This window comes from Nonomuraea sp. NPDC005501, assembly GCF_040605905.1.
GTDB lineage: Bacteria > Actinomycetota > Actinomycetes > Streptosporangiales > Streptosporangiaceae > Nonomuraea.
The window spans coordinates 20,833-46,601 of record NZ_JBEXDT010000001.1 but is presented as its reverse complement, the minus strand read 5'-3'; the positions used below and the strand labels follow the sequence as shown (position 1 = coordinate 46,601).

25 protein-coding genes, 1 pseudogene and 1 riboswitch are annotated in these 25,769 nt (G+C 71.5%); of the genes and pseudogenes, 14 read left to right on the top strand and 12 right to left on the bottom strand.

Annotated features, from left to right (window positions below; all coding sequences use genetic code 11):
* Positions 1-98 precede the first annotated feature (98 nt).
* Both ABZS51_RS00250 and ABZS51_RS00245 read left to right on the top strand, forming a co-directional pair.
* Complete coding sequence (locus ABZS51_RS00250; protein ID WP_355434855.1) at positions 99-1,211, top strand: GAF domain-containing sensor histidine kinase; 1,113 nt, start codon at positions 99-101, stop codon at positions 1,209-1,211.
* Positions 1,208-1,849, top strand: a complete 642-nt coding sequence (locus ABZS51_RS00245; protein WP_355434134.1) for a response regulator transcription factor — start codon at positions 1,208-1,210, stop codon at positions 1,847-1,849. Before ABZS51_RS00250 ends, ABZS51_RS00245 begins: the two co-directional genes overlap by 4 nt.
* Before the next feature lie 11 nt (positions 1,850-1,860).
* On the opposite strand, the gene ABZS51_RS00240 is transcribed toward ABZS51_RS00245, so the two are convergent.
* Positions 1,861-2,583, bottom strand: a complete 723-nt coding sequence (locus ABZS51_RS00240; protein WP_355434131.1) for a hypothetical protein — start codon at positions 2,581-2,583, stop codon at positions 1,861-1,863.
* A gap of 68 nt (positions 2,584-2,651) precedes the next feature.
* Here ABZS51_RS00240 and ABZS51_RS00235 point away from each other — a divergent pair, with 68 nt between their 5' ends.
* From ABZS51_RS00235 to ABZS51_RS00225, 3 genes are read left to right on the top strand one after another with little or no spacing between them, the layout of a single operon-like run.
* Positions 2,652-3,440 (top strand): ABC transporter ATP-binding protein, encoded by a 789-nt coding sequence (locus ABZS51_RS00235; protein WP_310707308.1) that lies wholly within the window; start codon positions 2,652-2,654, stop codon positions 3,438-3,440.
* Between the two features lie 51 nt (positions 3,441-3,491).
* Positions 3,492-4,247, top strand: a complete 756-nt coding sequence (locus ABZS51_RS00230) for a sulfite exporter TauE/SafE family protein (RefSeq protein ID WP_310707307.1) — start codon at positions 3,492-3,494, stop codon at positions 4,245-4,247.
* A gap of 30 nt (positions 4,248-4,277) precedes the next feature.
* Positions 4,278-4,526 carry a hypothetical protein gene (locus ABZS51_RS00225; protein ID WP_310707306.1) on the top strand — a complete coding sequence of 83 codons (249 nt, stop codon included), beginning with the start codon at positions 4,278-4,280 and terminating at the stop codon, positions 4,524-4,526.
* Positions 4,527-4,568: 42 nt separating this feature from the next.
* Here the strand turns inward: ABZS51_RS00225 and ABZS51_RS00220 are convergent, their stop codons facing one another.
* From ABZS51_RS00220 to ABZS51_RS00195, 6 genes are all read right to left on the bottom strand, one after another.
* Complete coding sequence (locus ABZS51_RS00220) at positions 4,569-5,411, bottom strand: NAD(P)H-binding protein (RefSeq protein ID WP_355434127.1); 843 nt, start codon at positions 5,409-5,411, stop codon at positions 4,569-4,571.
* 29 nt (positions 5,412-5,440) lie between these two features.
* Positions 5,441-6,319, bottom strand: coding sequence for a Rieske 2Fe-2S domain-containing protein (locus ABZS51_RS00215; RefSeq protein WP_355434125.1), 879 nt, complete (start codon positions 6,317-6,319; stop codon positions 5,441-5,443).
* A gap of 63 nt (positions 6,320-6,382) precedes the next feature.
* On the bottom strand, positions 6,383-6,994 hold the full coding sequence (locus tag ABZS51_RS00210; RefSeq protein ID WP_310707303.1) for an HD domain-containing protein: 612 nt from the start codon (positions 6,992-6,994) through the stop codon (positions 6,383-6,385).
* 1 nt (position 6,995) lies between these two features.
* Positions 6,996-9,185: a molybdopterin-dependent oxidoreductase gene (locus ABZS51_RS00205; RefSeq protein ID WP_355434122.1), complete on the bottom strand. Its 2,190-nt coding sequence runs from the start codon at positions 9,183-9,185 to the stop codon at positions 6,996-6,998.
* Positions 9,186-9,321: 136 nt separating this feature from the next.
* Positions 9,322-9,975, bottom strand: coding sequence for a hypothetical protein (locus tag ABZS51_RS00200; protein WP_310707301.1), 654 nt, complete (start codon positions 9,973-9,975; stop codon positions 9,322-9,324).
* Entirely contained in the window at positions 9,972-10,187 is a 216-nt protein-coding gene (locus tag ABZS51_RS00195) for a hypothetical protein (RefSeq protein WP_355434119.1), read from the bottom strand. The genes ABZS51_RS00200 and ABZS51_RS00195 overlap by 4 nt, the downstream gene beginning before the upstream one ends.
* 665 nt (positions 10,188-10,852) lie before the next feature.
* On the opposite strand from ABZS51_RS00195, the gene ABZS51_RS00190 reads away from it, so the two are divergent.
* From ABZS51_RS00190 to ABZS51_RS00175, 4 genes and pseudogenes are all read left to right on the top strand, one after another.
* Positions 10,853-11,716 carry a helix-turn-helix transcriptional regulator gene (locus ABZS51_RS00190; RefSeq protein WP_355434116.1) on the top strand — a complete coding sequence of 288 codons (864 nt, stop codon included), beginning with the start codon at positions 10,853-10,855 and terminating at the stop codon, positions 11,714-11,716.
* Between the two features lie 47 nt (positions 11,717-11,763).
* Positions 11,764-11,988 carry a DUF397 domain-containing protein gene (locus ABZS51_RS00185; protein WP_355434113.1) on the top strand — a complete coding sequence of 75 codons (225 nt, stop codon included), beginning with the start codon at positions 11,764-11,766 and terminating at the stop codon, positions 11,986-11,988.
* 223 nt (positions 11,989-12,211) lie between these two features.
* Positions 12,212-12,678, top strand: a pseudogene (locus ABZS51_RS00180) (IS30 family transposase); the annotation flags it as partial.
* Between the two features lie 141 nt (positions 12,679-12,819).
* Positions 12,820-13,632, top strand: a complete 813-nt coding sequence (locus ABZS51_RS00175) for a hypothetical protein (protein ID WP_355434110.1) — start codon at positions 12,820-12,822, stop codon at positions 13,630-13,632.
* A 461-nt stretch (positions 13,633-14,093) separates the two neighbouring features.
* Here ABZS51_RS00175 and ABZS51_RS00170 read toward each other — a convergent pair whose 3' ends face one another.
* Positions 14,094-15,500: an MFS transporter gene (locus ABZS51_RS00170; RefSeq protein ID WP_355434106.1), complete on the bottom strand. Its 1,407-nt coding sequence runs from the start codon at positions 15,498-15,500 to the stop codon at positions 14,094-14,096.
* Between the two features lie 101 nt (positions 15,501-15,601).
* Between ABZS51_RS00170 and ABZS51_RS00165 the strand changes: the two genes are divergently transcribed.
* The 4 genes from ABZS51_RS00165 to ABZS51_RS00150 all read left to right on the top strand — a co-directional run bounded on the left by ABZS51_RS00165 (position 15,602) and on the right by ABZS51_RS00150 (position 20,155).
* Positions 15,602-16,426 carry a helix-turn-helix transcriptional regulator gene (locus tag ABZS51_RS00165; protein WP_355434103.1) on the top strand — a complete coding sequence of 275 codons (825 nt, stop codon included), beginning with the start codon at positions 15,602-15,604 and terminating at the stop codon, positions 16,424-16,426.
* An 83-nt stretch (positions 16,427-16,509) separates the two neighbouring features.
* A complete protein-coding gene (locus tag ABZS51_RS00160) occupies positions 16,510-17,601 on the top strand; it encodes a CapA family protein (protein ID WP_310707294.1) in 1,092 nt (363 codons plus the stop codon).
* A gap of 28 nt (positions 17,602-17,629) precedes the next feature.
* Positions 17,630-19,441: an SDR family oxidoreductase gene (locus ABZS51_RS00155; protein WP_355434100.1), complete on the top strand. Its 1,812-nt coding sequence runs from the start codon at positions 17,630-17,632 to the stop codon at positions 19,439-19,441.
* A 69-nt stretch (positions 19,442-19,510) separates the two neighbouring features.
* On the top strand, positions 19,511-20,155 hold the full coding sequence (locus ABZS51_RS00150; protein WP_310707530.1) for a TetR family transcriptional regulator: 645 nt from the start codon (positions 19,511-19,513) through the stop codon (positions 20,153-20,155).
* Positions 20,156-20,264: 109 nt separating this feature from the next.
* Here ABZS51_RS00150 and ABZS51_RS00145 read toward each other — a convergent pair whose 3' ends face one another.
* On the bottom strand, positions 20,265-20,672 hold the full coding sequence (locus tag ABZS51_RS00145; protein ID WP_355434097.1) for a hypothetical protein: 408 nt from the start codon (positions 20,670-20,672) through the stop codon (positions 20,265-20,267).
* Between the two features lie 164 nt (positions 20,673-20,836).
* On the opposite strand from ABZS51_RS00145, the gene ABZS51_RS00140 reads away from it, so the two are divergent.
* Entirely contained in the window at positions 20,837-21,367 is a 531-nt protein-coding gene (locus ABZS51_RS00140) for a hypothetical protein (protein WP_310707291.1), read from the top strand.
* A 105-nt stretch (positions 21,368-21,472) separates the two neighbouring features.
* Here ABZS51_RS00140 and tenA read toward each other — a convergent pair whose 3' ends face one another.
* From tenA to clpB, 3 genes are all read right to left on the bottom strand, one after another.
* Entirely contained in the window at positions 21,473-22,183 is a 711-nt protein-coding gene (gene tenA / locus ABZS51_RS00135) for a thiaminase II (RefSeq protein ID WP_355434094.1), read from the bottom strand.
* A riboswitch (TPP riboswitch) is annotated at positions 22,175-22,270 on the bottom strand. (Overlaps the previous gene by 9 nt.)
* A 14-nt stretch (positions 22,271-22,284) precedes the next feature.
* On the bottom strand, positions 22,285-22,920 hold the full coding sequence (locus ABZS51_RS00130) for a hypothetical protein (RefSeq protein WP_355434092.1): 636 nt from the start codon (positions 22,918-22,920) through the stop codon (positions 22,285-22,287).
* Between the two features lie 222 nt (positions 22,921-23,142).
* Complete coding sequence (clpB, locus tag ABZS51_RS00125) at positions 23,143-25,713, bottom strand: ATP-dependent chaperone ClpB (RefSeq protein WP_355434089.1); 2,571 nt, start codon at positions 25,711-25,713, stop codon at positions 23,143-23,145.
* Between the last annotated feature and the right edge of the window lie 56 nt (positions 25,714-25,769).

Sequence of the window (25,769 nt, the reverse complement as noted above, 5' to 3'; positions counted from 1 at the left end):
CGGCACATCGGACCTCGGACCTGTCCGCGTCTGGGCACTTCGTCCTAGGACCGTCTCGTCCCAGGAGCGCTGGGCGGGGACCATAGAGTGTGTCCGTGATGTCGGACCGGGAGGAGATCCTGCAGGCGGTGAGCTCCGCCGTGCTCGCGGTCACCCGGCACCTGTCGGTGCGCGAGGTGCTCCAGGTCATCGTCCGCTCGGCGCAGCGGCTGCTCGACGCCCGCTACGCCGCGCTCGGGGTGCCCGACGAGGACGGCTCGTTCGCCGAGTTCGTCGCCGAGGGGCTGACCGACAAGCAGTGGGACGCGATCGGCCCGCTCCCGCGCCAGCACGGCATGCTCGGCGCGATGCTCCGCGAAGGCTCCCCGGTGCGGCTGGCCGACCTGCGGGACGACCCGAGGTTCGAGTGGTGGCCGAAGGCGCATCCGGTGATGAAGGACTTCCTCGGCGTGCCGATCCGCGACGGCGACGAGGTGCTCGGCATCGTCTTCCTGGCCAACAAGCGCACGCCCGGCGGCTTCACGGAGGCCGACGAGGAGCTGCTGACGATGTTCGCGGCGCACGCGGCGATCGCGCTGACCAACGCCCGGCTGTACGAGCGCGGACGCGAGCTGGCCATGCTGGAGGAGCGCAACCGGATGGCCCGGGAGCTGCACGACGCGGTCACGCAGAAGCTGTTCTCGCTGCGGCTGACGGCGCAGGCCGCGGTGACTCTGCTGGAGAAGGCGCCCGACAAGGCGGCGGCCGAGCTGGATCGGGTGCAGCGGCTGGCCGGCGAGGCGCTGGCCGAGCTGCGCGCGGTGATCGTGGAGCTGCGCCCGGCCGAGCTGGACCGTCACGGCCTGGCCGAGACGCTGCGCAAGCATGTGCGCCTCCTGGACCGGCTGCATCCGGCGCGGGTGGCGTTCGACTGCGACGAGCCGCCGCCGCTCGACTCCGCCGTGGAGGTCGCGCTGCTCAGGGTGGCCCAGGAGGCGCTGCACAACGCGCTGCGCCACTCGGGCGCGTGCGAGGTGTCGGTACGGCTCGGCCACGCGGGCGGCAAGCTGACCCTGTCGGTGACGGACGACGGCGACGGCTTCGAGCAGGGCGTCTCGCGCGGGCTCGGGCTGGTGTCGATGCGGGAGCGGGCGGAGTCCGTCGGCGGGGTGATGACCGTGGACTCGGCGCCGGGCCGGGGCACGACGGTCCGCGTGGAGGTGGGCGTGTGATCCGGGTGCTGATCGTCGACGATCATCCGGTGGTGCGGCAGGGGCTGCGCACCTTCCTCGACCTGCAGGACGACATGACGGTCGTGGGTGAGGCGGGTGACGGGGCGCGGGCGGTCGAGCTGGCCGCGGAGCTGGCCCCGGACGTGATGCTGCTCGACCTGCGGATGCCGGTCCTCGACGGGCTGGGGGCGCTGGAGCGGCTGGCCGGGTCGCCGGTCCGGGTGCTGGTGCTCACGTCGGTGAGCGACCGGTCGGACGTGGCGCCGGCGATGCGGGCGGGCGCCGCCGGGTTCCTCTACAAGGACGTGGACCCGTCGGCGCTGGCACAGGCCGTGCGGGCGGTGCACGGCGGGCAGGTGCTGCTGGCGGCCGAGGCGGCCGAGGCGGTCCTGAGCGCCACCGGCAGCGCGGGCCCGTACGGGAACCCGGGCGGCGTGCCGGGGCCGGCGCCGCTGACCGAGCGGGAGCGTGAGGTGCTCGCGCTGATCGCGGCGGGCCGGTCCAACAGGGAGATCGCCCGGAGCCTCGCCGTGGCCGAGAAGACGGTCAAGACCCACGTGTCGAACGTGCTGATGAAGCTGGGCGTCCAGGACCGCACCCAGGCCGCGCTGTACGCCGTCCGCCACGGCCTGGCCTGATCCCCGGTGCGTCAGGAGCGGTCGGGGGAGGGCTCCAGGATGGCGTGGCAGGAGGCCAGGAGCGCCCGCCGTACGGCACGGTCCAGCTCGCGCAGCGCGGCGTCGCGGACGGCGACCTGCCCCGAGGTGAGCCCCCGCTCCCCGGCCAGCCGCAGCACGGTCGCCAGCCGGGCGGCCAGCGCGGAGACGCGGTGCGCCCGCGCCGGGTAGCCGGGGGCCAGGTCGCCGCCCGCGGCGCCCAGCCGCTCCGGACGGCCGGCCATGGGCCCGTCGACGGAGTCCAGCGACTCGGTGGCCGCGCGGATCGCGGCCGAAAGCTCCTGCTCGGCCTCCGCCAGCGACGGCAGGTCGTGGCGTACGGGCCCCGCCTCGTACACCGACAGCCGCACGCCCGCGTACGACGACCCGCGCCGGTCGGGTGAGGGCACCAGCCCGAGGCGCCGGTCGGGCAGCACGGCGATGGCCGCCTGCCCCGCCTCGACGGCGGCCGCGTTGAACTCCGGCGGCCCGGACAGCCCGAGCGGGTCGCCGGGCGCGGGCAGGGCGAGCCGCAGCTCGCTCAGGCCGTCGCGGCGCAGGACGGCGAGATACTCGCGCAGCGGAACCTCACCCACGACGGTGGGTCCGCCGGCGCTCTCCACCCGGTCGGCGGCCTCGTCCAGGCCGACGTGGCCGGCGAGCCAGGCGTTGCCCCACACGACAAGAACCCGGCAGACAGGTGATTCAGGGTGCACCGGTCCACGATATGCGCTCGCCCTGCAATAGGTTTGTCCCGAGCGTTCTCCTAAGGAGGGATCCGAGGATGGGTGGTCAGGTGCTGCGGCTCCAGGACGTCGCCGTCAGGCGCGACGGAGCGGCCCTGCTGCGCGGCATCGACTGGACGGTCAACGAGGACGAGCGTTGGGTCGTCATCGGGCCGAACGGCGCGGGCAAGACCACGTTGCTGCAGGTGGCGGCCACGCTGTTGTTCCCGACCGAGGGTGTGGTCGAGGTGCTGGGCGAGCGGCTGGGTCAGACGGACGTGTTCGACCTCCGGCCGCGCATCGGGCTGGCGAGCTCCGCGCTGGCCGAGCGCATCCCGCCGGAGGAGAAGGTCATCGACCTCGTGCTCACGGCCTCGTACGGGATCATGGGCCGCTGGACGGAGGAGTACGACTCCAACGACGTGACCCGTGCCGTGGAGCTCATCGACATGCTGGGCGCGGCGCACCTGATCCGCCGCCGGTTCGGCACCCTGTCCGAGGGGGAGCGCAAGCGGGTGCAGATCGCCCGCGCGCTGATGCCCGACCCGGAGATGCTGCTGCTCGACGAGCCCGCCGCCGGCCTCGACCTGGGCGGCCGGGAGGACCTGGTGCGCCGGCTGTCGGTGCTGGCCCACGACTACCGCTCGCCCACGCTGGCGCTGGTCACGCACCACGTGGAGGAGGTGCCGCCGGGGTTCACGCACGGGCTGCTGCTGCGCAACGGCTCGGTGGTGGCGCAGGGCTCGCTCGACGACGTGATGACGGCCGACAACCTGTCGCGGACGTTCGGCGTGCCGCTGACGCTCGACCGCAGCGCCGACGGCCGCTGGTACGCGCGGGCGCTCTGACCTGGCACCCCCGGAGGGTCACCCGGAATCGGGCCCTCTAGGCTCGGGCGGGTGATGTTCTGGGAAGGGGTCGCGGTGTGCGCGGCCGGTGTCGCGGCCGGGGCGATCAACGCGGTCGTCGGATCCGGGTCGCTCATCACCTTCCCGACCCTCGTGGCCGTGGGCGTCGATCCCGTGGTCGCGAACGTGTCCAACAACATCGGCCTCGTCCCCGGCTCCTTCACCGGCGCCTACGGCTACCGCCAGGAGCTCAAGGGCCAGCGTGAGCGGCTGCTGCGGCTGGCCCCGGCCTCCTGCCTGGGCTCGCTCATCGGCGGGATCCTGCTGCTGTTCCTCGACCCGGCCGTGTTCCACGTCGTGGTGCCGGTGCTGATCGGCCTGGCCTGCGTGCTGGTCGTGGTGCAGCCCAAGCTGAACGGCTGGCTGGCGGCGCGGCGAGAGGACGCCCATCCGCACGGCGGGGTGGCGCTCTGGCTGGGCGTGTTCGGTGCGGGCCTGTACGGCGGCTACTTCGGCGCGGCGCAGGGCGTGCTGCTGATCGGCCTGCTCGGCAGCTTCCTCGACGACGGCATCCAGCGGGTCAACGCCGCCAAGAACGTGCTCTCGCTGATCGTCAACGCGACCGCGGCCGTCCTGTTCTTCTTCATCGCCGACATCGACTGGTGGGCGGTGCTGGCCGTCGCGCTGGGCGCCACGGCCGGCGGGTTCCTGGGGGCCCGGATCGGGCGGCGCATCCCGGCTCCGGTGCTGCGCGGCATCATCGTGGTGGTGGGGATCGCGGCGATTATCAAACTAGTGTACGGATAAATTCCCGTCTTTCTGGGTATAAATCCGTACATGAAGGGTGATCGGGTGGAGATCGTCATCGACGCGGGCGGCACCCCGCGAACCTACGAAGTGATCGCCACCCGCGCGGGCCGCCGCGTCGAGGTGGCCACGCGCCGGGGCCTGGTCGAGGTCAGCGAGGTGACCCGCGGCGGCACGACCGTACGGACCGCGCGGTTCATGTCCAGCCGCATCCTCGCCCTGGTGGAGCACCCCGCCGACGAGAACTCCCACGGCGGGGGCGCGCGGGACGACGACTGACGACAGGGCGCGGCCCGGCCCGCGCCCCGGCCGTCCGGGCCCTCAGCGGAAGTCGGCGGCGTGGTCCTCCGCCCACTGGCGGAACGCCAGCGCGGGCCGTCCCAGCAGCCCCTCCACCGTGTCCGTGATCGTCTCGGGCGACGTCACGAACGACTCCCAGCCCCGCAGCGCCCCATCCACGAAGCCCGGGTCACCCCACGAGGCCAGCAGCAGCTCGCGCGCCTCCTGCGGCGGCATGTCCTCCCAGCGCACCTCGCGCCCGACCGCCTCGCCGATGACGCGCACCTGCTCGGCCTGCGTCATCCGCTCCGGCCCGGTGATCACGTAGGCCGCACCGGCGTGGCCCGCGGAGGTGAGCACGTGCGTGCCGACCGCCGCGATGTCCTTCTCGTGGATGAGCGACCTGGAGGCCGCCCCGAACGGCCAGCGCACCACGCCCTGCCGGATCTGGTCGGCCCACCCGAGGGTGTTGACCGCGAACCCGCTCGGCCGCAGGAACGTCCACGCCATCCCGGTCCGGCGGATGAGCCGCTCGACCTGCTGGTGGAAGATCGTCGGCTCGTCGTCGTCGTCGCCGGCCGCCGGCACGTGGGCGGACAGGTAGACCACGCGGCGGGCGTGCTTGGCGACGGCCTCCACCACCGGCTCGGCCGTCTCGGCGGCGAAGCCGGGCCAGATCAGGAAGACGGCGTCCACGCCGCGCAGCGCGGGCTCCAGCGTCTCGGGGGCGGTCAGGTCGCCGCGCACGGCCTGGACGCCGTCGGGCAGTGTGGCACGGGAGGGGTCGCGGACCAACGCACGCACCGGGATGCCTGCCTCCGCGAGCTGGGAGACGACGTGTCTGCCGACGTTGCCGGTCGCACCGGTCACGAGGATGTCGTTCATGCCTCCGACCGTAGAACCTCAACCAAGGTTCATAGCAAGCCCGGCCGTACCTGGAGCGTGCCGTCCTTCCTGACCCGTGTCTCGAACGCGGGGGCCGGCGCCGTGGCGGGGCCGTGCCGCACCGAGCCGTCCTCCAGCCGGAACGTGCTGCCGTGCCAGGGACACACCACGCACGCCTCGCCGTCCTCCGCGACCAGCCGGCCCTGGTGGAGCGGGCCCGCCAGGTGGGGGCAGCGGTCGGCCAGCACGGTGACGCCCTCGCCCTGCCGCAGCACGAAGAGCTGGATGTAGCCGAGCCGCCGGGCCACCGGCCGGCCGTCGGGCAGGTCGCTGAGCCGGCACAGGTCGTGCCAGCCGAGCGGCACCAGGTGGGCCACCTGCGGCGCGTGGTTCGCGCCGGCCGCCTGCCGGTAGGCCATGTGGCCGCCCAGGTACGCGCCGACGCCGCCCACGCCGAGCCCGGCCCAGGACAGCATGCGGCCGACCCGTTCGCGGCCGGACAGGCGGGTCGCCAGCGAGGCGGTGAACAGGCCGAGCGCCGTCACGTTCGACAGCATGTGCACGAAGCCGACGCGCTGCTGCTCCCGGTGGAGCGAGGACCAGTCGGTCAGTCCGGCGGCGGCCGTGGGGAGGGCGTTGCCGATGCCGACGGCCAGCAGCAGCCGCGCGGCGCGGGGATCGATGGTGGTGAGGTCGAGCACACCGGCCGATGCCCAGCAGCCCAGACTCACCGTCGCCATCGGCGGGTGCAGGGGCTTGCCCGTGGGAACGCCGTGGAGCACGTCCCGCAACAGGCCCGGCCGGATCCGGTCACGTACGGCCTTGGCGAGCCGCTGGATCGGCTTGTCCATGGCCTTGGACTTCTCCAGTCGGTCGGCCAGGTCCAGCGGTCCCCCCAAAACGCGCATCTGCCTACGTCTCGGTCGTACTATCTCTTTCACGACAAGTCCCCTACCCCACGCGTGAGGGCATCACTCGGACAGGTGACCTCTCGCGACGGACAGCTCGACCAGCTCCATGGCGTACGCGCCCAGTGACGGCGAGCCGTCCTCGATCAGCCGCACCTTCTCCTTGACCTGCGAAGCGGTGACGCGGAACAGCGGCCAGGTGCCGCCCTCGGTGTTGTGGTTGGCCAGGATCGGCGCGAAGCGGTCCAGCGCCTTGGCGAATCTCGCCTCCGGCGTCTCCCGCGCCTCGAACTCCTCCCACAGCGCGCGCATCGACGCCGCCTGGTCCGCGGGCAGCAGCGCGAAGATCCGCTCGGCCGCGGCCCGCTCGGCCTCGACCTGCGCGGCCACCGCCACCGGGTCGTAGATGAACGTGTCCCCCGCGTCGATCTCCACGAGATCGTGCACGAGGAGCATGGCCACGACCCGCTGGATGTCGGTCCCCGGCGGGGCGTGCTCGGCGAAGACGAGGGCCAGCATGCCTACGTACCAGGAGTGCTCGGCGTCGTTCTCCCGCCGCGAGCCGTCCATCAACAGGTTGCGGCGGATGACCCGCTTCAACTTGTCGATCTCGACGGCGAAGGCGATCTGGGCGGTCAGGCGGTCCTCATCTGGTGCGATAGTCACGCGCGACACCTTAATGTGCGGTGATCACCCCGGTTGGCAAAATCGTGACCGGCACCCCGTTGAACACGGCATTTCCGGACGGAACATCGATCGCCGTTTCGTCCGTCAGGGCGTTCACGCTCACCCCGGCGTGCTCGGCGGCCACCGCCTGGGTGCTGTCCGCGTGACCCCAGCCGTGGGGCAGTGACACCACGCCCGGCATGATCGCCTCGGTCGGCTCCAGCGGCACCGTGACCTCGCCCTTGGCCGAGCGCACCACGGCGACGCCGTCCAGGCCGAGCCGGGACACGTCGGCCGGGTGGATCTGCAGCGTGCAGGTGTTGCTACCGCCGACGAGCGGCGCGACGTTGTGCATCCAGCTGTTGTTGGAGCGCAGGTGCCGGCGGCCGATCAGCACGAACTCCGGCGGCTCCTCCTCCAGCCGGCCGCGCAGCCGCTCGACGTCCTCCATGAGCTGCGGCGGGGCCAGCTCCACCACCCCGGACGCCGTCCTGAGCACCTCGCCGAGGCGGGGCTCCAGCGGCCCGAGGTCCAGCCCGTGCGGGTGGTCGAGCAGCTTGCGCAGCGACAGGTCGCCCCTGCCCGCCCACGCGCCGTACGGGCCGAGCCGCAGCATCACGTCGAGCCTGCGCTCGGCGCCCGTCTCGCCGTCCAGCTCCGCCCGCAGCTCGGCCGGGTCGCGGCCCGCCACCGCCGACCCCGGCGTCTCGACCGCCTTGGCCAGCATCCCGCCGATGACGAACTCGTCGAGGTCGCCCTCCAGGCCCGAGGCGATCTGGGCGAGCCGGGAGAGGATCAGCGCCTCCGACGGCCGGCCGTCCAGCGGCAGCGACGGCGGGGAGTAGCGCGCGTAGTTGCGCACGGCCAGGCCGAGCAGCGAGAAGTCGAAGTGGCCCGACTGCAGCACGCGCGGCGGCGGCAGGATCACGTGCGCGTGCCTGGTGGTCTCGTTGAGGTACGGGTCGACGCTCACCATGAAGTCGAGCCCGGCGAAGGCCGCGTCGAGCCGGTCCCCGTGGGGCGCCGACAGCACCGGGTTGCCGGCCACGGTCACCATCAGCCGGATCTGCCCCTCGCCGGGCGTCTCGATCTCGTCGGCGAGCGTCGCCACCGGCAGCTCGCCGTTCGCCTCGGGCAGGCCGCGGACGCGGCTCCTCCAGCGCCCGACCGTGTACGCCCGTCGCCGCCCCGGCGACTCCGTGGCGGCCTTGGGGAACATGGCGCCGCCCGGCCGGTCGAGGTTGCCGGTCAGCACGTTGAGCACGTCCACCAGCCACTGGGCCAGCGTGCCGAACTCGGCCGTGCAGGTGCCGATCCTGGCGTACACCGCGGCGGTCGGGGCCGCGGCCAGCTCCCTGGCCAGCCGTGCGACGACGTCCGCGGGCACGCCCGTGCGGCGGGACACCACCTCGGGCGGGAAGTGCTTGGCCGCCTCCCGCACCTCGTCCAGGCCGTCGACCGGCGCCGCGACCCGCGTCAGGTCCTCGGCGAACAGCGTGTGGACCAGGCCGAACAGCAGGTAGGCGTCGGTGCCGGGCCGGACGGACACGTGCTCGTCGGCCAGCGCGGCCGTACGGGTGCGGCGCGGGTCGACCACCACGAGCCTGCCGCCCCGGGCGCGCAGCGCCTTGAGCCGGCCCGGGAAGTCCGGCGCGGTGCACAGGGAGCCGTTGGACTCCAGCGGGTTCGCGCCCAGCATCAGCAAGAAGTCGGTGCGATCCAGGTCGGGCACCGGGATGGCCAGCGGGTGGCCGAACATCAGGCCGCTGGACACGTGCTTCGGCATCTGGTCGGCGGTGCTGGCGCTGAAGACGTTGCGGGTGCCGAGCGCCTTGACGAGCGGCCCGCCGTACAGGGAGCCGGCCATGCTGTGGATGACCGGGTTGCCCAGATAGACGCCGAGGGCCTGCCGGCCGTACGTCTCGACGACCCGGTCGATGTTCGCCCTGACCAGGGCGAATGCCTCGTCCCAGCCGGCCTCGCGCCACAGGTCGCCCTCGCGGATCAGCGGCTTGCGCAGCCGGTCGGGGTCCTCGTCCAGGCGCCCCAAGCTGGCGCCCTTGGGACAGATGAAGCCCCGGCTGAAGGGGTCCTCCTTGTCGCCCCGGACCCCGGTGACGTGCCCTCCCTCGTCGAGGGTCAGGGCCAGGCCGCACACGGCCTCGCACAGGGGACAGGTCCGGTGGACGGTCGCCGTCATCGCCACTCCTGGGTTCGTGGAATGAACTCATCTTGGCTCGTGCCGGCCGGAGGGGGAAGCCCCGGAGCCCCCGCGCTGTCTCCGGGGCTTCGGCCAGGAAGCGCCCGGCGCGGTGGGCGCTCCCTGGGTCACCTGGTCAGGCCGCTGTCAGGGCCCGCTCGCGGTGGAGGAGATCAGGCGGCTCCTCGAGGTCCGGGCGCAGCGAGATCCACGCGCGCCTGCCGTACAGGCGGTCGAACCCCGGCGACAGGACGCCCGGCAGCTCCTCGCGCCGCACCACCTCCACCACCACGAGCTGCGCCCGCCTGCGGTGCCGGTAGACGTTGGCGCTGCGCGCCCAGCAGGCCGCGGCGATCTCCTCCGCGTACGCCTCGAACTCCGCGGCGCTGATGCCGGCCCTCGTCAGGATCAGTGCCTTCTCGCCCGTGCGCGTCGGCGTGATCCACAGCACCAGCGGGATCCTGCCGGAGCGGGTGTGCATGGTCGTCTCCAGGCAGGTCCGCTGGAGGCGGTGCCGGGAGACGACGCACCAGAAGTGCGCCACCACCCAGTTGCGGCCCGTCCGGGTGACCGCCGGCGCGGAGATCGCGCCGGCCGTCAGGGCGAACGGCGTCCAGTGGCCGCCCCGCGCCGCCCCCAGCAGCATGAACGTGACCAGAACGGCCAGCGCGAGCAGCAGCAGCTCCGCGCGCCAGCGCCACAGCCGGGCCAGGAGGCCGCTCCGGCCGGCGCCGGGCAGGTCCTCGTTGGCCGGGTAGATCTGGTTGCGGGGGTTGCGCGGCATGCTCACGACACCTCCTCGGCCACCTTGGCGGGAAGCTTGAGCTGGTCGAACCGGGGGTCGCGGTAGACGCGGCAGCCGAACCCGGTACGGGTCACGGCCCAGCCTCGCCGGTAGGCGAACTCGTCCGGCTCCATGCAGATCTCGCGGTCGGCCCAGGCGATGAGTTCCCGGATTCGGGACTTGATTCGGCTGAGTCCCTTGGTACCTTGTGGGTACATAGAAGACCCCTTTCGCGGCATTACTCGAGGTGGCTTCTTACGCCGGACTGCAGGCTGGTGACCACGTCGTCGCAGGGTGGCAGCCCATATGCGGCGATCCGGTGACCGGCCTCGGTCCGGCTTTTCGGTGCTCCCCTGACCTGTGCTCATGTGAGCGGCGCTCGTGGCGGACGATCGGGCGGAGCTGCTGCGGTCGCGGCTTGCGTTCAGATGAATGCGGGGTCCTTCCGGCAAACGGCCTCCCTGGCGTAGATCTGCGTATCCGGGACGGCGCCGTTGCCGGTGGTGCGGCCCGCGTGGCCGCGCGTGATCGCGAGGGAAGATCCCTGAGCGCCAGGCCGTGAGACGTTCATCCCGGCCTCCTTGTGCGCTCGATGTCCCTCCAGGCCTTGATGGTCCCTCCGGCTTTCTTCCCCTGCAAGAGCTTGCGCAAGAGAAGATTTCGATTTCTTCGCACCTTGCCGGATGAATTGCCGTGCAAGTTGCACCGCAACGTGCTGTCATGGGTTTGACGAGGGGAGTTCCATGCTCGTCGGTGCGTCTCCCGGGGGCCTCCCACCGTGACGCGTGCAACTTGCAGTGTAAGATTGGGCGGACGGTCCACCGCCCCGGGCGTCCAAACGACCTTTCCGGCTACACCTTCCTTCCGACGAGGAGAGTGGACGGTGTCATCGCAACAGGGCAGCCCGACTGTCCGCAGGCTCAGGCTCGGCCAGGAGCTCCGCCTCCTCCGTGAGCGTCACAAGCTCACCGGTGCCGCGGCCGCCAGGGAGCTCGGCTGGTCGCCCAGCAAGGTCAGCCGCATCGAGGCCGCCAAGACCATGCCCAGCGCCGAGGACATCGAGTCCATGGCCAAGCTCTACCGCGTGGCCGAGGCCAAGCTTGACGAACTCTTCGGCCTGTTGCGAGATGCGGATCAACGGGGGTGGTGGGAGGATTACGAAGACTCCCTGCCCGGGGAGTACACAAGATTCCTCGGGCTGGAGGCGGAGGCCGTGTGCCAGCGCAACTGGGAACCCCAGGTCGTGCCCGGTCTTCTGCAAACCGAGGACTATGCGCGCGAAGTCGTCTCGGCGCCTCGTAGCATCGTCCGCATCACTCATAGTGGCGTGCGGAGCCGGGTGGAGGCGCGCATGGATCGGCAGCAGCGCGTCCTGTACCGGCCCGATCCGCCGGATGCGCGTTTCGTGTTGGACGAATCAGTCCTGATCCGCAAATTCGGCGAGCCTTCGGTCATGCAGGCGCAGATGGAGCATCTCCTGGAGGCTTCACTGCTCCCGCACGTCAGCATTCGCGTTCTCACCATGGAGTCGCTGCACCCGGTCAACACTGGAGGATTCGTACATCTCAAGTTCGCGGGCTTCGATGACGTCGTTTACCTGGAGCAGCTTTACGCGGGTGGCTTCGTCGAAGACCTCGGACGGGTCGCTGGATACGAGGCGGCTTTCGAGTACTTGGGCGCGGAAGCGCTCGATGAGGACGAATCCCGCGTGCTGATCCAGCGAAAAGCCATGCTGTGGCGAAATTAGCACAAGAAGAGGGCAATGGCGCCCTTTTTTGCCCATATGGGGAGATAATGCACATCAACATAAGCTCGGCGGCATGGCGGAAGAGCAGCTTCTGCAACGGCTCGAGCACCTGTGTGGAAGTCGCCCCGCTGGGCGACGGCAGTGTCGCACTGCGGGACGGCAAGATCGGCGACAGCCCGGTTCTCGTCTTCACCGAAGCAGAATGGACGGCCTTCGTGGCCGGGGTCCGCGACGGTGAATTCGATCTGGCCACGCTGACGCCAGGCGTATGACGCCGAACGGCCTTGGATGATCCGGGACACCGTTGGCGAAGTAGATCAAAAGAAGTGGCCTCGTGATCACGTCTGTGATCATGGGGTCACTTCTGTGGTTCTTACCTCGGATGTGCCCCGGTGTCCCTACGTTCGACTGGTCCGGACGGGATCCCGGCGGCCACGCCGGCGGTAGCCCGTGCGGCCTTGCTGGATGCCTGGTTCACCGGAACGCCACTGGCCCCGTCGCGAGCTGACCCGGGCGCTGCGCACCGGCCGCGCCATGCGCAAGCCCCGCCGGTCGGCCCAGCAGCGCCCGCCCCGCTACAGCGCGCCCATGGTCATGATCAGCGAGCGACCCGCCGAGGCCGACGACCTAACCGTGCCCGGCCACTGGGAAGGGCGACCTCATCATCGGCAAGAACGGCAACGCCATCAGCACCCTCGTGGAGCGCAGCACCCGCTACGTGATGCTCATCCACCTTCCTCACGGCCGCAGCGCCGAACTGATGCGCGAGGCTCTCACCCAGACCATCACGACCCTGCCACGCCACCTGTTGCGATTACATCCCCAAGGGCACCGACTTGTCCGTCCACACCCGTGACGAGCTCGACATCGTTGCTGCCGAATCGAATGCCAGACCAAGAAGGACGCTCGGCTGGGACACCCGGGCTGAACGCCTCGCGGAACTTGTGGTGACCTACGCCTGACCTGGCCCGAACCTGTCTCCTGACTCATCGCACAGTAGATGGCCGATATCAGCGAACCGTTCCCCTTCGACACCGGAGACCCCACGATCTTCAGTGACATGTCCCGATCCGATCAGGGGAAGGGCGTGAGAGTCTGGACATATGACAATTGAGTGGTCCCGGCAGGAGGTCCTCGAAGCGGTCAGGACACGCTTGCTGCGTGCGGACGCTGTGTTGGACGGGTACTTCACCGTCGATGTCATGGCAGAGCCCGACGGCATGCTAGTGATGTTCCAATGGCGGCGAGACCCGAACACATACGCCATCAAGGTCGAGTTTCCGATGGCGTCGAAGAGTCCGTGGACCGGCGGTTCCTACACTGGCCTGCCGGTGACCTCGCCGGATGAATGGGCCGCAGACTTCGCATTCCGTCTAAGGTTGGAACTCGATACCGGGCTGGTTCGCCGAAGCCGCCGGATGATCCGAGATGGGTACGTCCTGTTGGACATTCACGATGCCCCAGACGACTGCCCCGCCGGCTTCTTCATCGGATCGCTGTCGGCATCGGTTTCTCCGCCTGCGGCCAAGGTCGGCACCCACCTGGCCCGGGCAGGGATGGATGTCACCATCCCCAGACAGCTGATCGTCGAAGCAAGGCTTGCCTGCTGGCTTCATGCCTATGTCGACAACGCCCGCGGGGAACCCTTCGTCGGTCAGGCAGTCGCGTCCTGGGAGGACAAGCGACGCACCATCGCCCGTCTCGACCTGGTGCACATCCAGCCCGGCATTCCATCACAGGTGCGCGATGCGTTGGTGCGTCTCGTGGTCCGCGAGGTAGCCGAGGCCGGCGCCCTGCGCGTGGTCACCGCGGTCGACGATCCTGAGTTCCATGGACTGGGGTTCCGGCCCGCGAACGGTGGTGGCCTTGCGCTTCACACTAGGAGCACTGAACCACCATCGGAACCCCACGGCTGAAACCTGACCCAAGACGCCTCACATACGAGGCTGGGCCTCAACCTGCGAAACCACCCATAACGTCTCGGCGACCGCCTGAGGGCACTTGGCGCTCTTCCCGCGGTTATCGGACAACCGCTCAGGCATCAACTTGTGCGCGAACTACGAACGTGACAGAACCATCGGTGGTGACGATCGGCCACTTCGGCGGAGCGCCGTCCGGAGGTGGGTCGATCTTCGACGAATATGCAGGTCAGGACTCACGTGACATCCGAGCGCACCCTGGAAGGCGCACCGCTGAGTTACCACAGGGACCCCTAAGCCTCCGACTGGGTTTTGTCTTCCCTCAAAGGAACACGGTGGCCCAGTCGGCTCGCGCTATGCTGACCGCTGCCAGTAAGTGATCACGGGCCCTTTTCTGTTCGGTCTACTTCCCCAACAGCATCCCCAAATCGCGGGACAGGGGCCGTTTCACGTGCCGCTCAAACCGCGGGTGCAGCCGCACGGCGCCGTACGAGGAAGAGGGAGCTGATCCCGGCCAGGACGGCCAGCGCCGCGAGGGCGATCGCCGTGGACATGGAGGCCGAGGCGCGGCCCTGGAGCGAGACGAACAGCGTGCCGACCGTCGAGACGCCGATCACCTGACCGAGCTGCATGACGGTCAGCAGCGCGCCGCTGGCGTCCGCCGCGTACTCGTCGGCCACCTGCTCGGTCGCCAGGTTCGTGACCGCGACCTGCACGCCGAGGCCCGCGCCGATGAGGGCGCTCATGACCGCGTACGGCAGTCCGCCCGCCGCCGCGAGCCCCAGGCCGACGTACGCGGGCGCGGCCACCACGTACCCGAACGGCACCAACCGGCGCTGCAACCGCGCGGGCAGACGCGGCCAGCCAAGCCCGACCAGCGCGAACGCGAGCGCGCACGGCACCAGCATCATGCCGGAGGCCAGCGGTGTCAGGTGCAGCTCGCCCTGGAGGTGCAGGGCCGAGGTGAACAGGAACGCGCCCCAGGTCGCCGGCCCGAACAGCAGCACGCCCAGCCCGGGCCGCATGCCCGGTGCCCGCAGCACCGCCGCGTCCACCAACGGTCGGCCGCCCCGCGCGGTCACCCAGCGCTCGACCTGGACGAACACCCCGAACATCACCACGCTGAACGCCATGGAGATCCAGCCCCACACCGGCCAGCCCAGGTCCCTGCCCAGCACCATCGGCACGATCAGCAGCAGCACGGCGGCCGACAACGTGACCAGGCCCAGCGGGTCGAGCCCGGCCCGCCCCCCGCCGCCCTCGTCGGCGGGGAGCACCTTCACACCCGCGGCCAGCAGCAACGCCGCGATCGGCACCAGCACCAGGAACACGATCCGCCAGCCCGCACCGAGCCCCAGCAGGATGCCGCCCATCGCCTGGCCGACGACGATGCCGCCGCTGATCACCGCCGACCACAGGCCGAGCGCCCGTCCCCGGGCCGCACCCTGGTAGTTGCGCTGGATGAGCGTCATCACCTGAGGCATCATCATCGCCGCGCCGGCACCCTGGGCCAGGCGGAAGGCGACCAGCCAGCCCGTCGAGGGGGCCAGCCCCGCGCCGAGCGTGGTGACGCCGAACGCGGCCAGGCCGCCGAGGAAGGCGTTGCGGTAGCCGAACAGGTCGCCCAGCCTGGCACCGGTGATCAACAGGACGGCATAGACAATGGTGTAACCGGCCACGATCATCTGCAGGCCCGCGCCGGAGGAGTGCAGGTCGGCCCGGATGGTGGGGGTGGCCACGTTGACGATGTTGACGTTGAGGATGGCCAGGAACTGCCCCACCAGGATGACTGTGAGGAGCAGCCCGCCGGCCCGGGTCCTTTCCGGCTGTCCGGCCAGAGAGGGGGAAACGGCTGTTTGGGTCATGCTCCTAGGATGAGGGGATTTCGATACCAGTAACGAGAGCCTCTTTATACTGGTACTGGCACCACCTGGATCATCGTTGCCCGGCGGACCATAGGGGAGACATGACGATGGCGGAGACCAAGCGGACCGACCTGGCGGCGTTCCTGCGCACGAGGCGCGAGCGGATCACCCCCGAGATGGTGCGCCTGGCCCCGGGGCCGCGCAGGCGCACGCCCGGCCTGCGACGCGAGGAGGTCGCGCAGCTCGCCGGCGTGGGCGTCACGTGGTACACGTGGCTGGAGCAGGGCCGTCCCATCAACGCCAGCACCCAGGTGCTCGACGCGATCGCGCGCACGCTCCGGCTCGACAACGCCGAGTGGCAGCACCTCTACCGGCTGGCCGGACACACCACGGGCGTGCCCAACGACGACACCACGCGCGTCACCCCGCAGGTCCAGGCCATCCTCGACCAGCTCGGCCCGATGCCCGCCTGCCTGGCCAACAGCCGCTGCGACGTGCTCGCCTGGAACCCCGCCTACGCCGCGCTGTTCCCCGAGGTCGTCGGCGCGCCCGACGGCGAGCGCAACACCCTCTGGCAGAGCTGTGTGGGGCCGCTGGCCTGCGTGCTGGTCAACCGCGACAAGGAGCTGGCCCGCGCGGTGGCCGTCTTCCGCGGCGCCTACAGCCGTCACACCGACGACCCGTGCTGGCAGGACTTCGTCCGCCGGCTCACCCGGGAGAGCCCGGAGTTCGCTCGCCTGTGGGCGCGCCAGGACGTGGCCGAGCCGGGGCCACGCGAGAAGATCTTCAAGCACACCGAGGTGGGCAGGCTCCGCTTCAGCACGGTGAGCTTCAACTCCTCGGCGGCGCCCGAGACGCGGATGGTCATCTACACCCCGGTGGACGACGCCAGTCGCGAGGCCGTCACCTGGCTCATGTCCCGCTGACCGTCCGGAGTTAGGGCACGCCGCGTCGCCACCCATGGCATGCTCGTTGGCTGAATGTCAGGAACGAGCAGAAGTGGCGACAAATGAGACTCCCCCGTCGTGCCGCCGCGGCCGTGGCCGTCGCCGCCGCCCTCACCGCCTCCACCGCGTGCGCCGCGGACGAGCCCGACCCCCAGCCCAGCGCCCAGAGCAAGCAGGCCCTCGACAAGCCCGCCGTGGCGGACTCCACGCCGTCGCCGGAGCGCCGGCCGTTCACGATCTCCTTCGGCGGTGACGTGCACTTCGAGGGCGTGCTGCGCCCCCGTCTGAACAACCCGCGTACCACCCTCGGGCCGATCGCGTCCGTCCTGCGCCGCGCCGATCTGGCCATGGTGAACCTGGAGACGGCCATCACCACCGGCGGCACGCCCGCGCCGGGCAAGCAGTTCACCTTCCGGGCGCCCGCCAGCGCCTTCACCGCGCTCAAGGCCGCCGGGGTGGACGTGGTGTCCATGGCCAACAACCACGGCATGGACTACATGGAGACCGGCCTGTCCGACTCGCTCGCGGCCATCAAGAAGTCCAGGTTCCCCGTGGTGGGGATCGGGGCGAACGACACCGAGGCGTACCGGCCGTTCCGCAAGGTCGTCAACGGCAACCGCGTGTCGGTCATCGGGGCCACGCAGGTGCTCGACGCCGAGTTCGTCAACGCCTGGACGGCGACGCCCGGCAAGGGCGGTCTCGCCTCGGCCAAGAACGAGGACCGCCTGCTCCGGGCCGTCCGGCAGGCCCGCAAGAACTCCGACACCGTGATCGTCCACCTGCACTGGGGCACCGAGATGCAGAAGTGCCCGAACCCGGCGCAGCTCTCCCTCGCCCCCAAGCTGGTCAAGGCCGGCGCGGACGTGGTGGTCGGCGGCCACGCGCACATCCTGCTCGGCGCCGGTTACCTGGGCAGCTCCTACATCAGCTACGGCCTGGGCAACTTCGTCTTCTACAACTCCACTCCGGGCACGACCGGACGGACCGGGGTGCTGACGCTCACGATCAACGGGCGCAAGGTGCTCAAGGACCAGTGGACCCCGGCCACCATCCAGGGCGGCATCCCGGTGCCGATGACCGGCGCCGCCAGGACGCAGGCGGTGGCCGACTGGAAGGCGCTGCGCTCCTGCACGGGCCTGTCCACCCGTCCCTGACCGGCGTTTGCGGGCGGCGTGGCCGGTCATGTCCTCTGGACGGGCCGGCGACGTGGAGGAGGCCGCGATGCGGTGGGTGGAGTCCGGTGACGTACGGCTGTGGGTGGTCGAGGAGGGCGACCCGGCCCACCCGACGATCCTGCTCGTCCACGGCTATCCCGACACCCACCGCGTCTGGGACGAGGTCGCGGAGCTGCTGCGCGACCGCTTCCACGTGGTGCGCTACGACGTGCGCGGCGCGGGCCGCTCCACCGCGCCGGCCGACGACGCGGACTACACCTTCGACCACCTCGCGGGCGACCTCGCAGCGGTGCTCGACGCGATCGGCAAGCCCGCCGTCCACCTCGTCGGCCACGACTGGGGCTCGCTCCAGGGCTGGGACGCGGTGAGCAGGCCCGGCATCCGGGAGCGGGTGGCGTCGTTCACCAGCTTCGGCGGGCCGGGGCTGGCCCAGGCCGGCCGGTTCATGCGGGAGGGCAGCCCCGCGGAGGTCGCCTCGCAGCTCGCACGGTCCTGGTACATCGGCGTGTTCCAGACACCGGCGCTGCCCGAGACGGCGTGGCGGACGTTCATGCCGGCGGTGCTGGAGCGGAGCATGCGGGTCCGCGACGGCGTCCAGCCGCGCGCCGGGCACCCCGCGGACACGCTGTCGAGGGACGCCGCCAACGGGCTGTGGATGTACCGCCGCAACATGGGCCCCGGGCTGCGGCCCCGCCACACCGCGTCACATGGCGACCCGGTGGTGGACGTGCCGGTGCAGCTCATCGAGGCCACCCGTGACCCGTTCGTCTCGCCGGCGCTGCTGGCCTCGCTCGGGCGGTGGGCGCCGAGGTTCTGGCATCGCAGGATCGTGGCGGGACACTGGGCGCAGCGCGGCCGGCCGGACGTGGTGGCCAGGATGATCGCCGAGTTCGCCGCGCACGTGGACGGCGCCGAGGCCCCGCCGGGCCTGCGCCGCGCCCGGCAGGAGTCCTCCCCGGGGAGGGAGAAGGCGTTCGCGGGGCGGCTGGCGGTCGTCACCGGCGCGGGCAGCGGGATCGGCCGCGCCACCGCCCGAGCCTTCGCCGCCCACGGGGCCGAGGTGGTCTGCGCCGACGTGGACGAGGCGGCGGCGGCCCGCACGGCCGCCGGCATCGCCAAGGACTTCGGCAGCACGGCCCACGCCCAGCAGGTCGATGTCGCCGACGCCGCCCGGATGGAGAGCTTCGCCCAGAAGGTCCGCGCCGACCACGGCGTCCCGGACATCGTGGTCAACAACGCCGGCATCCTCGTCGCCGGCGCCTTCCTCGACCACTCCGTGGAGGACTGGCGGCGCATGATCGACGTCAACCTGTGGGGCGTGGTCCACGGCTGCCGGCTGTTCGCGGCGCAGATGGTCGAACGCGGCGAAGGCGGCAACATCGTCAACGTCGCCTCGCTGGCCGCGTTCGCGCCCACGATGCTGCTGCCCGCGTACTCGACGGTCAAGGCGGCGGTGAAGACGCTCAGCGACTGCCTGCGGGCCGAACTGGCCGGGCAGGGCATCGGCGTCAGCGCGATCTGTCCCGGTTTCGTCTCCACGAACATCGCCCGTCACGCCACGTACGTCGGCACCGATCTCCGCGACATCTCGGTGACGGCGCTGGAGAGCCGCGGCTACCCGCCCGAGCGCGTCGCCGCGCACATCCTGCGGGCCGTCCACCGGAACGAGGCCGTCGTCCCGGTCAACGCCGAGGGCAAGCTCGGGTACGCCCTGTCACGCCTCTCGCCCGGCGCCGCCCGGGTGCTGGCCCGGCTCTCCGGCACGGCCCGCCGCCTCGGCCACCGGCCGAACTCGCACGAGGCTCACCTGGAGCCGTGAGAAATCCACTGATTGCCAGATAACGATCGTGTCCTTGGGGGAAAGATGGAACTCGTGCTGTCACCCCAGATGGACGAATGCGTGCGACCCCAGCCGTTACGGCGACGGCCGGCGCAGCGCCGCAGCGCGCGCCGGGTCGAGCGGATGCTCGACGCCTGCGCCGAGCTGCTCGACGAGATCGGCTACGAGTCGCTCTCCACCACCCGCATCGCCGACCGGGCCGGTGTCGCGATCGGGTCGGTCTACCAGTTCTTCCCCGACAAGCGGGCCATCACCCAGGAGCTGACCCGGCGCAACGTCGAGCAGTTCGTCTCCAGGGTCGGCCGCAGGTTCCTGGAGGAGGACTACGTCGGCTGGTGGGAGGCCGTCGACGCGATCATCGACGAGTACGTCGACATGCACCGGACCGTCCGGGGCTTCAGAAGCCTGCACTTCGGCGACGTGGTCGACCTCAACCTCCTCGACTCCGACTCCGACAACAACACGGTGATCGCCGGACGGCTGCGCGGGCTGCTGCTCCAGGAGTTCGGCCTGGCCGACAGCCATGAGCTGGACGTGGCGGTCCTGGTGGCGGTCGAGGCGGGGGACGCGGTGCTCAAGCTCGCCTTCCGCCGCGACCCGAACGGCGAGCCGGAGATCATCGCGGCGGCCAAGCAGCTCATCCGCGGCTTCCTGTCCCGCCAGCTCCGCTCCTGGACGCCGCAGACGGCCTGACGCCGCGGACGGCCTGACGCCGCGGACGGCCTGGCTCTGTGGACGGCCTGACGCCGCGGACGGCCTGACTCCGTGGACGGCCTGACGCCGCGGACGCCGTCCGGGGTGGTCAGTCGTTCAGGCGCAGGCGCTGGATGAGCTCGGGGAGCCAGCCGAGCGCCGGGTGCGGCTGCTGGGCCTTGGGGGCCGGCGGCCGCGTGTCGGGCGCCGGCGGGCGTGCCTCGCCGGCCTGGGGCGCCTGCGAGGGCGTCACGCGTTGCCGGGGCGCGGGGGCGCGCCCCTCGCGGTCCTTGGCCGTCGGGGCACCGTCGCAGGGCGCCGGGAGCGCCACCGGCCACGCCTGGCGGTCCTCGCGCGCCTCCCGGGCGTCCAGCCGGGTCTCGATCGCGTGGAGTTCGCGCTCGGCCGATTCCACGGCGGCGAGCCGTCCGGAAAGGTATCCGGCCGCACCCGGAACCAGGACCGAAAGCGCCACGGCACAGGAGAGCGTGAAGGTCGTCTGCTTGGAGATGCCCATCGCAGCCCCTCCTCCTCGCCGGTGCGCGCGACCGCTATATGCCCTACGGCCTGCGAAGACACGCCGGAAGCGGGCATCCTTTGACATGACCTTGCCAAAGTCGTGCCGGATCGGCGATGTGCATTGCCGGGGCAAACCGGCACCTGGCTCGGTAGTCTCGCGGTGTGGCGCATGTGACCCGTGAGCACCTTGATCGCCTGCTTGAGCAGGCTCTGCTGGCCGACGACCACAGCTCCCTTGCCAGGCGGCTGTACGACGTCGCGCTCGGCTATTCCTCGGGCGATGTCTCCAGGGCGTCCATCCTGGTCCTCGCGGCCGAGGAATGGCGCTCGGCCGGGCAGCCCGCCCGGGCCCTGGAGTGCTTCCAGCGCGCGGTGGAGGACGGCGGTGAGTCGCTCATCGACCCACGCGCCGGCATCGCCGACACGCTCTTCGAGCTCGACCGTCCCGCTGAGGCGAGGGAGGTCATCGAGGCGATCCGCGCGGAGGGCGGGATCACCACGGCGACCTCCCACACGATCGCCGAGACGCTCGTCGCGTACGGCGACCTGCCGGCCGGGCTCGAATGGGTGACCCAGGCCGTGCTGGCCAGTGACGAGGACGACCCGGAGCATGTGGCGCTGCTGCGCACGCGCTACCGCATCCGGGTCGACCTGGGCCTGCCCGAGGACGAGCTCGACGCCCTGGTGTCCTGAGCCGGGCTCTCCCGGCCGGGCGATCCTGTCCGGCCCGGGGTGCGCCCCGAGGGGCGCTCGCTGCCGTCGGCATGCCCGCGATCAGGCCGTACGGGCGATCCGGGGTCAGAGGGCGGCCGTGGCCTCCGCGCCGGTCGCCAGCCACTGGCCGGTGGGCCACGTCTCCAGCCGCCACGCGCTGTCCCAGAACATCCACTCGTACTCCGTCGCCCGGCAGAACGCCTCGGCCATGGCCCGGCGGGTGGCGGGGTCGGCGGTCCCGGCCAGCCGGTCGGCGATGGCACGCACCTGTGTCACCGAGGCGGCGAACGACGGGTCGGAGTAGGTGGAGATCCACGCCTGGTACGGGTGGCCGGACCGGCCGGCCGTGCGCTCCAGCAGGGCCGTTCCGACGTCCTGGTAGACCCAGAAGCACGGCAGCACCGCGGCGACCAGCACGGGGAGGGGCGCGCTGAGAGCCGTCGCCTGGAGGTACGACGCGTAGGCCAGGCAGGTCGGCGAGGTGCGGATGCCGGCCACGTCCTCGGGGCTCAGCCCGAACCCGTCGAGGTAGCCGGTGTGCAGGGCGCGCTCGACGGCCAGCGCCGTGTGCGCGCTCTGGGCGAAGAACATGGCGTCCGCGGGCTCGGTGGCGCGCGCCGACGCTGTCGCCAGCACCTTCGCGTACGCCGCCAGGTAGCGGGCGTCCTGCACCAGGTAGAAGGTGAACCGGTCGCGGCTCAGGGTGCCGCCGCCGAGGGCGGTGTTGAACGGGTGCCGATGGATGGCGTCGAGCAGCGTGGCGGTGCTCGCCCAGACCTCGTCGCAGAACGACAACGTCGACGTCCCTTCGCCAGTACGAACTAGATCAGGTTCGACGGGTGTGATCTCAGCCCGGCCCTCCGGGCACCCCGCGTCACGGTCCACCGTAACAGGGATCATCCCAGCGGCAGGCTCGGGAGGAGGGTGCCGACGTCGCCGAGCGAGGTGACGCCGGGCTCCGCGACGCGGGAGGCCCCGGTGCGCGGCCCCTCCGCGTGGGTGGCGGCGTCCCGGCGGCTCGGTGCGCGGTCCGGCGCCTCGTGCGCGTGCTGACGGCGGACGGCCGGCTCCGGGGCCCCCGAGACGGGCACCCCGTCGAACGTCCGGACGGGCCGGGCCGGAGCCGCCGGCAGGCCGGGCAGGTCGGGCGCGGCGGCCATCGTGGACACGTCGGACAGGCCCGAGGGGTTGCGCGCGCCCGGAGGCAGGACCGGCACACCCGCGGCCGTGGCCGTCAGGTCGGGGGCGACCATCGGGGAGCCGGCGCCCCGGGGGCCGGTCAGGCCGAGGCGCTCCGCCGTCCGCGCCGCGACCGCGGCGGCGCTTTCCTCGCCGGCCGCCCCGCCCTCGTCCCCGGCCGGGACGGGGGTGAGGGCGTGGGTGAGGGCGAGGACGGGAGGCGGCGCCGCGATGATCCAGATGACGCCGGCGCTCAGCGTGGCCGCCGCGACGGCCCGAAAGCCGGGACAGGACCGGGATGACCTGGGATAGGACCGGGATGACCTGGGATAGGACCGGGATGACACTGACACTGAACGTCCCCCTCGTCGGTACGGCTGCCCGGGCGGACGCCGGGCGGATCTCGGACGAAGGCCGAAGCTAGCCAGGGAAGCGGTGCGCCGGGGCGGGCTTGGCCGAACGGTGGACCAGCCCTTACCGGCGAGCGGGCCGCGACACGGACCCGGGCACGCGAAAGCCCCGGGAAGCCGGCGGGAAAGGCCGGCCCCGGGGCCTTGTCGTCGGTACGTCGCGCGTCAGGCGCGCTTGACGGTCAGCTCGTCGTCGCCGAGGTCGACCAGCACCTTGTCGCCGTCCACGATCTCGCCCGACAGCACCGCCTTGGCCAGCTTGTCGCCGATCGCCGACTGCACCAGGCGGCGCAGCGGACGGGCGCCGTACAGCGGGTCGTAGCCGGTGAGCGACAGCCACTCGCGGGCCGCCGGAGTGACGTCCAGGGTCAGCCTGCGGTCCGCCAGCCGCCTCGCCAGCCGGTCGACCTGGAGGTCGACGATCTGGGCCAGCTCCTCCGAGCCGAGCGCGTCGAACAGGATCACGTCGTCGAGCCGGTTCAGGAACTCCGGCTTGAAGGCGCCGCGGACCGCGCCCATCACGGCCTCGCGCTTGGCGTCGCCCTCCAGCGTCGGGTCCACCAGGAACTGGGAGCCCAGGTTGGAGGTGAGGATCAGGATCGTGTTGCGGAAGTCGACCGTGCGGCCCTGCCCGTCGGTGAGCCGACCGTCGTCCAGCACCTGGAGCAGGATGTCGAAGACCTCGGGGTGGGCCTTCTCCACCTCGTCCAGCAGCACCACGGTGTACGGCCTGCGCCGTACGGCCTCGGTGAGCTGGCCGCCCTCCTCGTAGCCGACGTAGCCGGGAGGGGCGCCGACGAGCCGGGCGACGCTGTGCTTCTCGGAGTACTCGCTCATGTCGATGCGGGTCATCGCCCGCTCGTCGTCGAACAGGAACTCCGCCAGCGCCTTGGCCAGCTCGGTCTTGCCCACGCCCGTCGGGCCGAGGAACACGAACGAGCCGGTCGGCCGGTCGGGGTCGGCGATGCCGGCCCGGCTGCGCCGGACGGCGTCGGACACGGCGCGTACGGCCTGCTGCTGGCCGACCAGGCGCCTGCCCAGCTCGTCCTCCATGCGCAGCAGCTTGGTCGTCTCGGCCTCCATCAGGCGGCCGGCCGGGATGCCCGTCCAGGACGAGATGACCTCGGCGATGTCGTCGGGGCCGACCTCCTCCTTGACCATGGCGTCGTCGGGCTGGGCGGCCTCGGACGCCTCCCGCAGCGCCTGCTCCAGCCTCGGCACCTCGGCGTACATGAGCCGGGACGCCGCCTCGAAGTCGCCGTCGCGCTGCGCCCGCTCCGCCGAGCCGCGCGCCTCGTCGAGCTGCTTCTTCAGCTCACCGACCTTGTTGAGGCCGGCCTTCTCCCGCTCCCAGCGGCCGACGAGGGCGCTCAGCTCCTCCTGGCGGTCGGCCAGCTCCTTGCGCAGCCGCTCCAGCCGGTGGAGCGAGGCGTCGTCGGTCTCCTTGGAGAGGGCCAGCTCCTCCATCTTCATGCGGTCGACGTTGCGCTGGAGCTGGTCGATCTCCACGGGCCGGGAGTCGATCTCCATGCGCAGCCGCGAGGCGGACTCGTCGACCAGGTCGATGGCCTTGTCGGGCAGGAACCGGCTGGTGATGTAGCGGTCGGACAGGGCGGCGGCGGCCACCAGCGCGCTGTCGGCGATCTGCACCTGGTGGTGGGCCTCGTAGCGGCCCTTCAGCCCGCGCAGGATCGCGATGGTGTCCTCGACCGTCGGCTCGCCGACGTACACCTGCTGGAAGCGGCGCTCCAGCGCCGGGTCCTTCTCGATGCGCTCGCGGTACTCGTCGAGCGTCGTCGCGCCGATCATGCGCAGCTCGCCGCGGGCCAGCATGGGCTTGAGCATGTTGCCCGCGTCCATCGCGCCCTCGGCGGCGCCCGCGCCGACGACCGTGTGCAGCTCGTCGATGAAGGTGACGATCTGGCCGTTGCTCTCCTTGATCTCGGACAGCACGGCCTTCAGCCGCTCTTCGAACTCGCCGCGGTACTTAGCGCCCGCCACCATCGCGCCCAGGTCGAGCGAGATGAGCCGCTTGTTGCGCAGCGACTCGGGCACGTCGCCCGCCACGATCCGCTGGGCCAGGCCCTCGACGACGGCGGTCTTGCCGACGCCGGGCTCGCCGATCAGCACCGGGTTGTTCTTGGTGCGCCGGGACAGCACCTGCACCACGCGGCGGATCTCGGAGTCACGGCCGATGACCGGGTCGAGCCGGCCCGCGCGGGCGCGCTCGGTCAGGTCGACGCCGTACTTCTCCAGCGCCTGGTAGGTGTCCTCGGGCGTCTCGCTGGTGACGCGGGCGTGGCCGCGCACCTTCTCGAACGCGTCCAGCAGCGCCTGCGGCGTGGCCCCCTGCCCCTTGAGCAGCTCCGCCACCTGGCCGCCGTCGGTGGCCAGCGCCACGAGCAGGTGCTCGGTGGAGACGTACTCGTCCTCCAGCCGCTTGGCGCGCTGCGCCGCGGTGTTGATGACGGTGAGAAGCTGGCGCGAGCTCGTCGGCGCGCTCACGGTGGAGCCCTGCGCCTTCGGCAGCGCCGCCAGCTGCTCCTCCGCCCTGGCGCGCACGGCCTTCCAGTCGGCGCCCACGGCCTCCAGCAGCGGGACCGCGGTGCCGCCCGTCTGGCCGAGCAGCGTGGTCAGCAGGTGGGCCGGGGAGATCTCTGGGTGACCCTCGGCGGCGGCGCGCCGCATGGCCCCCGAGAGAGCCTCCTGGCTCTTCTGAGTGAGCTTGTAGTCCATCTTGTTCTAGGCCCCCGGTGGCAGCTCGTAGCGGATCAGCGCCTTGACCATCTGCA